Here is an 11,984-nt window from a genome sequence, read left to right as displayed (position 1 = left end):
TCAGTTGTCCCCCTGGACACGCAGCGAGGCCGCGGGGTCGGTGCCGCGCAGAGCGAGGGACACGACGATCACCAGCGGCAGCGCGGCGACGCCTGCGAGCAGCGCCGCGATCTGCCCGGCCGGCAATTGCACCAGCACCCCGGGCACCGGCGCGGTGGCCTGTCCGGTCAGCACGACGAGCGGTACGACGGCGCGGTTCAGCACCGCCCCGAGCACGGTCCCGACCAGCAGCGCGATGGCGATCAGCACGCCCTGCTCGACGGCGATCATCCTGGTCAGCCGTCGGCGCGGGGTGCCCAGTGCCCGCAGCACGGCGAACTCGGCGGCCCTTTCCCGCTGCGCGCCGACCGCGCTCACCGCGAAGCCGACCGCCGCCAGGGCCGCGGCGACCACCGCCACCGCGGGCAGCGCGGACTGCGGCCCGGCGCCCAGCGGATCGCCGACCAGCTCCCGCGCGATCTCGTCCCGCACCAGGACCTGGGCCGGATCGGTGTCCGGCTGCGCGCGCAGCGCGGCGGCGGCCTTCGCAGCCTGTCCGGGGGCGGTGCTCAGCCACCATTCGTTGGCGGTGAGCACGGCGCCGGGGCGCTGCGCGAAGACCTGGCCGAGGGCCCTGAAGTCGAGCAGCAGGGCCCCGCCGTCGCGGTCCTTGGCGCGCCCGGGAGCGGAGTCGTCCGCGCCGGTGCCGGTGGTCGGCAGCCGGCGCACCACGTCCACGATCCTCACCCGGACCGTCTCGCCGGCCAGCGTGACATCGACACTCTGTCCCTTCTTCGCTCCGGCGGCCTTCAGATACGCGTCGGTGACGACGGCCTTCGGCATCGGCGCCTCCGGGCGGGGCGCGGTGACCCGTACGGAGAAGGAGGGCGTGTAATCCCACATGTTCGGGGCGGAGCCGGTGTCGTACCCGAAGGCCAGCGGGCTCTTCGCGGAGGCCGTCGCGTCCACCGCCTCGCCGGGCTGCGCCTCGGCACCGGATCCGGTGGCGGTCAGCTCGGCGTGCCAGCCGAACCCCTCGGGGACCGGGACCGGCCGCTCGCTGCCGTCGGCCGTCACGGTCCGCAGGCCGCTGACGTCGAGCCGGTGCGATTCTCCCCGGCCGGTCGGCCGGTTGCCGTTCAGCTCGAAGCCGGTCACGGCGAGGTCACCCACGGCCGCCACCGCGAAGGCGACCGGATGCGCCCTGCCGTCCACGGGCACGGTTCCGGCCGACACCCGGTAGGGCAGGCCGTAGCGGTCCTCCAGCAGCACGGCGAGGACCGGATCGTCACCCTTCCCCGCGTGCGCCCCGGCCGTCGTGATCCGTACGTCGAACCGGAGCCGCTCGCTGTTCTCCGGCAGCGCCAGCCCGGCCCGCGCGGTCCTCGGCGGGTCGAGCGGGTCGAACAGCCGCTCGCGCGGCCGGTCGCCGAGGTCGTCGCGGATCAGCATCCGCTCGGTGGCGTGCGCGGTGTCCAGGGCGAGGACCGAGGCGGTGCGGTCGCCCGAGAGTTCCGTGGTCGCGCGGAACGCGGGCGCGGCGTCCCGTACCCCCGGCAGCGGCGCGTACCGGCCCGACTTCGCCGGATCGTCGTCGGCACCGGTCAGCACGCGCACCGACGCACCGGCCCTGAAGTCCGCCTGGTCGCCCTGCGAACGGTCCCAGGACGCGCGCTGCCCGATGGCCAGCATGCCCATCGCCACCGCGAGGACCAGCAGCAGCACGGGCCCCGCATTGCGCAGCGGGCGTCGGCTGAACTGCCAGCCGGACAGCGCCGCGATCAGCCCCCGGCCGCCCGCCGCACCGCGCTCCGCGAGCCGGGCCGCGGGCGGCAGCAGCCGCAGCGTCAGTACGGTGCCCGCCAGCAGCAGCAACGCGGGAGCCGCGACCAGCAGCGGATCGACGCCGAGCCGGCCCTGCCGGTCCCCGCTCAGCGCACCGCCGCCGACATCCGTGGCCCGGCGGTCGAGTTGCCAGTACGCCACCGCCGCGATCACCAGCAGGCCGAGGTCGGCACCGGCCCGCAGCGGCGCGGGCAGCGATGCGGCACGGCCGCCCCGACGCTCCCCGGCACCCGCCGCCAGCGCGGGCGCCACGACGGCCAGCGCGCAGGCGAACGCGGTGACCACGGCGACCAGCCAGACGGTGGCGGTGGCGCCGCCGTCGAGCCGCAGTCCGATCCGGGACAGCGCGCCGCGTCCCGCGAGCAGCCGGGTCAGCGGCCCGGCGAGCAGTGGGGCGACGAGCGCGGCGGGCAGCGCGAGCAGCAGCGCCTCGATCGCGGCGAGCGCCGTGATACGGCCGCGCGATCCGCCCCGGGCCCGCAGCACACGGGTCTCCCCGTCGCGCTCGCTGCTCAGCAGCCGGGCCACCAGCAGCAGCGCGTAACCCGCGAGCAGCACCAGCTGGACGGCCACGATCATCAGCGTCGAGCGGGAGACCAGCAGCGCCCGGTCGATCTGCTCCAGCACCCGGGGGAGCGAGGTCCGCGCGGTGGCCCCGCTCTTGAACTCGGGGGCCGAGGTCACCGTCTTCGGGGCGGCCGTGGCGGCGCTGTGCAGCGAGTCGATGCGGCCCGTGGTGACCGTGCGGAAATCGGCGGCGGCCAGCCAGGACATCGTCCCGGAACTGACTCGTCCGGAACCGGTCGTGCCGGGGGCGGTGAGCAGCGGACCGTAGGTCGTGAAGGCGAGTTTGCGGATGCCGCGCCCGCCCAGCTCGTCCAGCTGCCAGTACGGATCGGCCGGGTCGGACACCTCGTACACGCCCGTGACCAGGATGTGCAGCGGCTTGTCGGTCAGCCGGTCGGTGACGGTGATCCGCGCACCGGGCTTCAGCTTCAGCGCCTCGGCGGCCGTCCGCGGCAGGGCGACCTGGACGGGATCGCCGGACTTCCCGCCGCCCGACGCCGGCATACGGCCCGCGGCGATCCGGACCCGGCTGCGATCGAGCGAGGCGAAGTGGGTGAGATCGGGCTCGCCGCCCCGGGCCCGGGGGGCCCGCAGATCGCGCGGCAGCGCGTACGCCCCCGAGGTCTCCAGCGTCCGGACGGTCACCGGAAGGCCGGCGAAGGCCTCGCGGGCCGCTCTGCGGGCGATCACGTCGGCCGCGTCCCGCTGCGCGGGCGCCACCTGCGCGGACATCACGAGGGAGGCGGCGGCCGCCGAACGGTGGGTGAGGGCGTGGCGGAGCGCCGCGTCGCCGACGGAGCCGGAGAAGGCGGTGAGTGCGGCCAGCACCGATGTGGTCAGCAGCACGGCGAGGACAGCCGCGGAGAGCAGGAGCCGATGGGCCCGCACCCGGAGAAAGACGAACCCCGTCACTCACGCCCCCCTGGGCCCTCAGCACACACACGCCCCCCGGCGCTGCATGGATGCTTTCAAGCCGCAGGGGTTCTTGGAAACCGCTTGCGTACGTACTTGATGCGATTGTGATCGTTTATCGGTGATGGAAGACCGAATTCCGCGCCGGTGGCGGCGGCGGACGGGGGGTCAGCCCTGGGTGTTCACCATCGAGGCCGCGGCGTAGGTCAGGTAGTCCCACAACTGCCGCTCGTGCTCCGGCGCGAGTCCGAGCTCGTCGAGGGCCACCCGCATATGGCTCAGCCAGGCGTCGTGCGCCGCCCGGTCCACCCGGAACGGGACGTGCCGCATCCGCAGCCGGGGGTGTCCGCGCTGCTCGCCGTAGGTACGGGGCCCGCCCCAGTACTGGATCAGGAACAGCCTGAACCGCTCCTCGGCCGGGCCCAGATCCTCCTCCGGGTACATCGGCCGGAGCAGCGGGTCATCGGCGACCCCTTGATAGAAGCGGTGCACCAGGCGCCGGAAGGTCTCCTCGCCGCCGACCTGCTCGTAGAAGGTCTGCTCCTGCAGCGTGTCGCGCGGAATCTCTGTCACCCGTCCATCGTCGCAGACGCACCGGCCGAGGACCCGGGTCCTAGGACTACCCGACAGTCCCTCGCCCGCCCGGCTTCCTGGCCCCCGGGCCCCCGGCGCAGGAAGGTGGAGGTATGGACACGCACACCGACCGGTTCGCCGCGGCCGCCGCCGAGGAGCGGTGGGCGATGGTGCGGGGCATCGTGGCCGGCGGGGCGCTGGGCGATCCCGGCTGGCGGGCCGCCTTCGAGGAGGTGCCGCGGCATCTGTTCGTGCCCTACTACTTCGTGGCCGGCGGCTACGACCGCCTGTGGTGCGAGGACCCCGACCCGGACCGGCGGGCCCGGTGGCTGCGCGGGGCGTACGAGGACGGGCCGCTGGCCACCCGGATCCGGGACGGCGAACTGATCTCGTCGAGCAGCCAGCCGTCGCTGATGGCCCGGATGCTCGAAGAGCTGGACGTACGGGAGGGACAGCGGGTCCTGGAGATCGGCGCGGGCAGCGGCTACAACGCGGCGCTGCTCGCCCACCGGCTCGGCGACGACGCCGTGACCACCGTCGACCTCGACCCGGAGATCACCGAGTCGGCCCGCCGGCACCTGGCCGCGGCCGGGTACCACCCCGCGGTGATCACCGGGGACGGGACACGGGGCTGGCCCCGGCGCGGCCCGTACGACCGGATCATCGCGACCTGCACCCTGCCGTGCGTACCGCGGCCCTGGCTGGAGCAGTGCGTCCCGGGCGCCCGGATACTGGCCCCGTTCGCCACCGGACTGATCGCGCTGCGGGTACGGGAAGGGGCACACGGGAAGTACGCCGAGGGCCGGTTCCTGCACACGGCCGCCTACTTCGTACCGCTGCGCGGCACACCGGCGCAGGCCGTACGGCGCCCGCACACCGGCTCGGTGCCGAGGCGCGTCAGCGAGAACGATCTCTTCCGGTTCATGCTGGCGCTGACCGAGGGCTCCCTCGATCCGCGCGAGGCCCACTCCCTCTGGCGACGCGAGAAGCGCCCCGAGCGGGAGAGATTCGGCATCACGGTCACGGACGGGCGGCAGTGGGCCTGGCTGGACGACCCCGAGGGACCGTACGCCTGGCCACTGCCCACCGTGTGACACGGATCAGCCCCGGCGGATCGTGATCGTCGTCCACGCCCCGACATGCACCCGGTCGCCGTCCTGGAGCGGGACGGGGACATAGGGCTGGATCGGGTCCTCGGCGCCGTTGAGCGTGGTGCCGTTGGTGGAGTTCTGGTCGACCACGGCCCAGCTGCCGTCGGGCTGCTGCACCAGCACCGCGTGCTGGTGCGAGACGCCCGGGTCCTCCGGCGGCACGGACAGATCGATGTCGGGGGACTCACCGGTGCTCTGTCTGCGGCGACCGATGGTGATCTGGTTGCCGGACAGCGGAAGCTGCTGTTCCGGGGAGTACGCGGGCAGGTTCAGCCCGGTCGCCTCGGGACCGCTGCGCTGCATCATCGCCAGGAAGTACTCACGGTCCGGGGCGATGACCGCGGTCCAGCTCGCGGGCGGCTGGTTCTGGCCCTGCCCCGGGAACGGCGGCTGCTCGTGCTGCGGCGGGCCCGGCTGCTGCTGCGGGGCCTGGGTACGCGACGGCGGCGACAGCATCCAGTCGTCGTCGCTCTGCGGCCCTTGCGCCCCCTGCGGCCCTTGCGGCGGGGTGGGCGGCTGCGGAGCCGGCGGACCGGGCTGCTCGAACACGGGCGGCGCCGACTGCTGCTGGAACGGCGGCGGTGCGGACTGCTGCTGGAACGGCGAGGGCGGCGCGGACTGCTGCTGGAAGGAGGGCGGAGGCGGCGGACCCTGCTGCTGGAACGGCGGCGGGGGCGACTGCGGGCCGGGGGCCGGGTGCGACTGCGGACCCGGACCGGGCGCCGGGGGACCCGGGCGGTTTTCCTGTTCGGAGGAGAGCGGCTCGGCCGGGCGGTTCATCTGCGAGGGCCGCGAGCCCTGGTACTCGAACGGATCGCGCTGCTGCGGCGGAGCCGGCGCCTGCTGCGCCTGGAAGCCGGGCGGCAGGTTGAGTCCGGGCGGCGGGCCGGGAACGCCGTGGGCCGGGGCCAGTGGCGTGTACGACGTCGCGGTGTTCGTGAGGAAGTTCCAGCGGCACTCCTCGCAGAACGGCGCCATCGCCTCGCGGGGCGTCCGGCACTGCGGGCAGAGCTCCGCCTGCTGGGTCGCGTCGGATCCCGGGCCCGGCGGGTAGCCGTAACCGGGAGCGGGTGGCGGAGGCGGCGGGGGGACCGCGCCTGCAGGCGCGCCCGCGCCGGTCATGCGATGGCCGCAGACCTCGCACCAGTCATCGGAACCCGACTGGTGTCCGTTCGGGCAGGTCGGCATGTCGGCGCTTCCCCCTCTCCTGGGCCGGCCCCGGGGCCGGCGATTTTTCTTGCTCTTCGCCTCCCGGTGGATCGCTCCCGGCCGGGCGGCTCGACTGTGTGGCTCTGTGGTTACTTGCTGTACGGCTCTGTGTTCACTTCTTGACGCGAACGGTCTTGGTCGAGCGCGTTTCGAGCGTCATCTCGTCGGCGTCCGCGACCTTGGCCTTCAGCCGCACAGTACCGGTCGCCGCGTCCACGACGTCCACCACCTTCGAAAGCAGTTTCGCAGTGTCCTCGTTCCCGGACACCGACGCCAGCTGCACCGCGCGGCCCAGTTTCGCGGTCGCGCCGTCGAAGTCTCCCGACTTGCGGGCATCGAGCCCCTGCTGGATGACTTGTGCCAGTTCCGCCTGGCCGGTGTAGTGCGCGACCTGCGGATTGATCGAGGTGGACGCCACCATGTCCTCGGTCCACACGGCCCGGACCAGGCCCTGCGAAAGCGTCTGCGGAGCTCCGCCCGCGGGGTCGGGGAGGACCAGCGAGACCCGGGACGCCAGCATCTCCTGCCCGATCCCGGCCTGCGGCACCTGCACGCACACGTGGTAGTCGCGGGACTCGTCGCCCCAGGAGCCCGTGGGGTAGTCCCCGGCGCGGGGGCCCGCCTCGGTGCGCCGGTCGGTCAGGTCGACGACCGTCGGTGCGACCTGTTTCACAAACTTGATCTCGACCCCGACGGGCGTCCAGAGCCGCAGCGCGACATCCGCGACCTCCTTGCCCATCGCGTTCTCCATCATCTGCGTGAAGTCGGTGGCCAGCCCCGAGGGGTCGGCGACGATGTCGGCCGTGCCGAGCAGCGCGGAGGCGATGGCTGTGACCTCTTTCACCTCCCAGTCGGTGCCGACACCGCGGGCGTCACAGGTGAAGCGGCCCGCGCAGGATTCGAGCGCGGCCCGCAGGTCCTCCGGCGCCTCGTGCTCGTTGCGTCCGTCGGTGAGCAGGATGCCGTGCCGGATGTTCACATCGGCCGCGCCGAGCAGCCGGTCGGCCAGCCGCAGCCAGGTGCCGATCGCCGTACCGCCACCGGCGCTGAGCGCGCGCAGGGCCTCCTTCGCCTGGGCCTTGGTCCGCGAGTCGGCGACGGCGAGCCTGCCGTTGCCGGGGTAGACCTCCTTGGCGACGTGCGTACCGCCGACGACGGCGAACGAGGTGCCGTCGCGCAGGGTGTCGATGGCCGCGGCCGTCGCGTCGCGGGCGTTGCGCATCTTCGTCGGCGGATAGTCCATCGAGCCCGAGCAGTCGACCATGATCACTACCGCGGCGCCCGGCGCCTGCCCGGGAACGCGCGGGTGCGGCACGGCCGCACCGGACAGCGGGACGCCGCCGGTGGTGCCGCCTCCGGTCGAGGTGACCGTGACGATCGCGTTGACCTCGCGACCGCCTTCCGGCAGGTACTCGTTCTGGTACACCTCGACGGAGAACTGCGGCACGTTCGACTTGGAGAAGTTGGCCATCTGGTCGGCTCCTTGGGACTCCAGGTGTCGGATGAAGACAGCTGTGAGCGAAGAAAAACGGGCGAAGGCGGCGGTGACGGGCTGGGCGGTCGGAACTGGAACCAAGCGTTACGGAACGGGACTCACGTGGTACCGCAGGCCGATCCTGCCCCCTGAGGCTCCACGGCGAACGGCAGCAGAGCCACTGTTACGTTGTCGTGGCCCCCACCGTCGAGCGCGTGACCCACCAGCACCTGGGCGCCGTGCAGCGGCCGTTGATGCGCGTCGGCCGGCACCGCCGCGGCCATCTCGGCCGCCGACTCCGCGTAGTTCCACAGACCGTCCGTGCAGACGACCACGAGACCGGACCGGTCCGGTTTGAAGGACGCGGTGTGCGGTTCCAGCTCGTACGCGTCTGCGCCGAGCCATCCCGTGATGGCGTGGGCGCGCTCGTCCGCGTACGCCTCGGCCTCGTTCATCAGGCCCGCCGCCACCATCTGCGCGGCCCAGGAGTCGTCCTCGGTCAGCCGGGCGGGCGGGTTGGCGCGGTCGTCGGGCACCCAGTAGACGCGGCTGTCGCCGACCCAGCCGACGACCAGCAGGCCGCCCGCCATGATCGAGCCGACCAGGGTGCACGCCGGGGCGTTCTGGTGGCGGTGCCGGTCGTGCTCCATGGCCCGGCCGGGCTCCTGCGCCAGCGCGTTGACCGCCTCGGCGGCCGCGAGGATCGCCTCGTGCATCGCCTGCTGCGGATGGGTGCCGCGCGGCAGCGACTCCAGAAGCGTCTCGTTGGCCGCGCTCGCGGCGGCCGCCGACGCCTCGTCGGGGCGGCTGGCCGACGAGACGCCGTCGCAGACGATCGCGACGACGGCCGGCGAACCGTCGGGCAGGGCGGTGGTCGACACCGCGAACGAGTCCTCGTTGCGGTGATGGCGCAGCCCCCGGTCGCTGACGGCGGCCACCGAACCGAGCTCCTGCTCCATGTGGTCGCGCTCGCGCGGCTGGGCGTGACCGCAGTTCTCGCAGTAGCCGTCGATGTCGACACTGCCGGCCCGGCAGGCCACACACAGTCTGGTGCCGGCCGACGGCGTGGCCGCCACCGGCTCCGCGGCGGAGGTGCGGGGGTCGGGCGCGGGCGCCGGGACATCGGCGGACGGCGTACCGGCGGACGGCGTACCGGCCGGCGCGGGCGCGGCCAGCTCGAAGTCGCCCGAGTCGCCCGGTCCGCCCGAGTCGCCCGGTCCGGCCGATTCGGTCGGCCCGTCCGATCCAGCCGGTCCGTCCGATTCGGCCCGCCGGTCGAAGCGGACCTCCGCCGCGCGGCCCGCCGCACCGTTCTCCGACGGTGCGGCCATGGCGATCGTCGGGTGGTCCTGGGGAGCGGGGGGCACGGCCGACAGGTCGTACCCGCACGCACCGCAGAACAGGTCCCCCGGCTCCAGCGGCTCCTCGCAGCCGGGGCACTTCGACAGGGCCGTCTCCTGGGGCTTCTGCGACATTTTCACACCCACGTCCGGGGGCGGAAACGGTTGGCCCGTTCCACCAGTTCGATCCTCTCATCGCCTGGCTCCGCAAGCCTGGCGAGCATCCGGTACGAACGCTCGAGCCCGAAGCGCAGGCCCCGCTCGTCCAGCTCACTGCCGAGCAGTGTTCTCGGCCCGGTCGTCCCGGCAGGAGCGGGCGACTGGGCCGAGGGCCGGGCCGTGGGGCTACCGGAGAGTACCCAGTCGAGCGCCGTACCCAGCACCTCGGTCGACAACTGCTCCCGGCGTACCGCGTCCAGCCCGAAACCGGCCAGCCCCGAGACCTGGGCCGAGGCGGCCATCAGATCGACGATCAGCGGCTCGTCCGGGGCCCGCTCACGCAGCCGGGCACGTACCGCGGCGACCCGTGCCGCGGTGTAGTGGATCGATGCCTCCGGCACCGACTCCAGCGCCCTGACGGCCCCGGCCCGGTCCCCGGCTGCCATCTGCACCCGGGCCAGCCCGAAGGCGGCGCTGACGAAGCTCGGGTCGGTCGTCCACACCAGCCGGTAGTACTCGGCGGCGTTGTCCAGCTGGCCCAGGACCTCCGCGCAGATCCCCAGCGCCAGCTTGGGTGCCGGCTCGCCGGGGAACGCGTCGTACACCGCGTCGAAGGAGAGCGCCGCGTTCTCGTTGTCACCGGTCACCAGCGAGGTGATGCCGCGGTACCAGACGACCCGCCAGTCGTCCGGGTACTGGCCCTCCAGCGCCGTCAGGGTCTGGCCCGCGGCGCCCAGTTCGTTCATCTCCAGGCGGGCCCGCAGCTCGCGCAGCCGGGTCTCCAGCGAGGCCACGGGCACGGCGCTCAGCGCGGTGATCAGCTCGGACGGGGCGGTGGTCATCAGCCCGGCGAGGAATCCCGCGTTGGGGTCGCTCGCGTCGACCCGGGGCACGGGCAGCGCGAGCGAGGTGGACCGCACGTCCGGCCTGACCAGCCGGGGGCCCTCCGGGACGGGGGACCCCGACGGCGCACCGGGGGCACCGGCCGGGACCCGGGGTGCCGGGATCGCGGCCTGCGTCTGCGCGTACGCGAGGACCTCGCCGCTCCGGCCAGGCCCGCCGCCGGCCCGGACGTGGGTGGGCGGTGCGGTCAGCGGACCGGCCCCCGGCGCGGCGTACCCGGGAGCGGGCGGGGCACCCGCGGGCAGCGCGCCCGAGGCCGGTGCGGCGGCCGTCACCGGCGTCGTGGCCGGGGCGGAGCTCCCCGCCCCGCCGCGCCGCCGCCCGAACCGGCCGGACGGAGCCGGAGCGACGACCCGGGCCCCCAGCCGCGACACATCGTCCATCAGCTCGGGGAACAACTGTGTGTCCGTGACCCGTACTTCCGTGCCGAACAGCGTCGACAGCGCCGGGCGCGGCCGTCCCGTCTGCAGCGACACCACCTCGCGCAGCACACCCGTCAGCTGCTCCGCCATCTCCGCCGCCGAGGCGAACCGCCGCGCCGGATCCGGGTCGGTGGCCCGCACCAGCAGCCGGTAGAACGACTCGTAGGTCCGGAACACCTCGATGTTGTCCGGGTCCGGCAGCGAGTCGACGAAGACGTTGGTGTAGCCCTGGAAGTCGAAGGTGAGCACCGCGAGCGTCCGCGCGACCGTGTACAGATCGGAGGCGACCGACGGGCCGACCTCCGCGACCTCCGGCGCCTGATACCCCACCGTGCCGTAGATGGCCGACTCGTCGTCGTCCATCCTGCGGACGGCGCCCATGTCGATCAGCTTCAGCTGGTCCTCGGTCTGGATCGCGTTGTCGACCTTGAAGTCGCAGTACAGCAGGTTGCGGCTGTGCAGATGACCGAGCGCCTCCAGCGCCTCGATGCCGTACGCGCAGGCCTGCTCGACCGGCAGCGGATCGCGTTTCCCGGCGGCGGTGCGGCGCTCGTTGGCGATGTCCTTGAGCGCCTTGCCGCCGACGTACTCCATCACGATGTAGCCGTCGAGCGAGCCGGTGCGCTGGTCGAGATGCTCGACGAAGTTGTAGATCCGGACGATGTTGGAGTGCTCGATCTCGGCGAGGAAGCGGCGCTCGGATATGGCGGCCGCCATGGCGTCCTGGTCACCGGTGTCGAGCAGGCCCTTGAGGACCACCCAGCGGTCGGAGACCGCGCGGTCGACCGCGAGATAGACCCAGCCGAGCCCGCCGTGCGCCAGACAGCCCGCGACCTCGTACTGGCCGTGCACGATGTCGCCCCCGTGGAGCTTGGGCACGAACGAGTAGGGGTGACCGCACTTGGTGCAGAACCCCTCCGTGCGGCCCACCCGTTCACCGCGGGACCGGCCGACCGGGGCCCCGCAGTCGGAACGCGAACAGAAACGCTTCCGCTCCGGCACCTCCGGGTTCTCCATCACCGCCGAGCGCGGGTCGGGACGCGGTACGTCCGGCACCTGCACCAGGCCCACACCCAGCCTGCCCCGGGCGGAGGCGCCCGAGGACGAACCGGAGGAACGCACCGAGACCGAGGGGGAGGTGGCGGCGCCGGACAGCGAACGCGAGAGCCGCCCCGACACCGAACGTCGCGAGGTCGACGAACGGGACGAGGCACGCGAGGACGCCCGGGACGAGGACCGCGAACTGCTGTTGCTGCCCCGGCTGCCCCTGCTGCCCCGGCTGTTCGCGCCGCCGCCCGCGATCCCGGTGGGCGGCGAGCTCACCATCCCGTTCGGTGAGACGACCGGAGCCAGACCGCAGGTGTCGCAGTACAGCTCACCGCCGCCCATGTCCTCGTAATTGCCCTCGCACGCGGGGCGCTGGCACTGCGTACTCATGGTCGGTCCCCCT

Annotated in this window: 7 protein-coding genes; 1 reads left to right on the top strand and 6 read right to left on the bottom strand. The window is 73.5% G+C overall.

The window, feature by feature from the left end; genetic code table 11:
* Positions 1-3,303 (bottom strand): FtsX-like permease family protein, encoded by a 3,303-nt coding sequence (locus ACFVX4_RS03490; protein ID WP_389971465.1) that lies wholly within the window; start codon positions 3,301-3,303, stop codon positions 1-3.
* A 168-nt stretch (positions 3,304-3,471) separates the two neighbouring features.
* On the bottom strand, positions 3,472-3,876 hold the full coding sequence (locus ACFVX4_RS03485) for a globin (protein ID WP_266419070.1): 405 nt from the start codon (positions 3,874-3,876) through the stop codon (positions 3,472-3,474).
* Between the two features lie 113 nt (positions 3,877-3,989).
* On the opposite strand from ACFVX4_RS03485, the gene ACFVX4_RS03480 reads away from it, so the two are divergent.
* Positions 3,990-4,970: a methyltransferase domain-containing protein gene (locus ACFVX4_RS03480; protein WP_389971463.1), complete on the top strand. Its 981-nt coding sequence runs from the start codon at positions 3,990-3,992 to the stop codon at positions 4,968-4,970.
* A 6-nt stretch (positions 4,971-4,976) separates the two neighbouring features.
* Here ACFVX4_RS03480 and ACFVX4_RS03475 read toward each other — a convergent pair whose 3' ends face one another.
* The 4 genes from ACFVX4_RS03475 to ACFVX4_RS03460 all read right to left on the bottom strand — a co-directional run bounded on the left by ACFVX4_RS03475 (position 4,977) and on the right by ACFVX4_RS03460 (position 11,971).
* A complete protein-coding gene (locus ACFVX4_RS03475; RefSeq protein ID WP_389971461.1) occupies positions 4,977-6,215 on the bottom strand; it encodes an FHA domain-containing protein in 1,239 nt (412 codons plus the stop codon).
* A 133-nt stretch (positions 6,216-6,348) separates the two neighbouring features.
* Positions 6,349-7,707, bottom strand: a complete 1,359-nt coding sequence (locus tag ACFVX4_RS03470) for a VWA domain-containing protein (RefSeq protein ID WP_389971459.1) — start codon at positions 7,705-7,707, stop codon at positions 6,349-6,351.
* Positions 7,708-7,829: 122 nt separating this feature from the next.
* On the bottom strand, positions 7,830-9,185 hold the full coding sequence (locus ACFVX4_RS03465) for a protein phosphatase 2C domain-containing protein (RefSeq protein WP_389971457.1): 1,356 nt from the start codon (positions 9,183-9,185) through the stop codon (positions 7,830-7,832).
* A 2-nt stretch (positions 9,186-9,187) separates the two neighbouring features.
* Entirely contained in the window at positions 9,188-11,971 is a 2,784-nt protein-coding gene (locus tag ACFVX4_RS03460) for a tetratricopeptide repeat protein (RefSeq protein WP_389971455.1), read from the bottom strand.
* Between the last annotated feature and the right edge of the window lie 13 nt (positions 11,972-11,984).

Origin of the sequence: Streptomyces sp. NPDC058240 (genome assembly GCF_042882135.1) — a bacterium.
Lineage (GTDB): Bacteria > Actinomycetota > Actinomycetes > Streptomycetales > Streptomycetaceae > Streptomyces.
The sequence above is the reverse complement of the archived record's forward strand: the minus strand, read 5'-3'. Positions and strand labels throughout refer to the sequence as shown.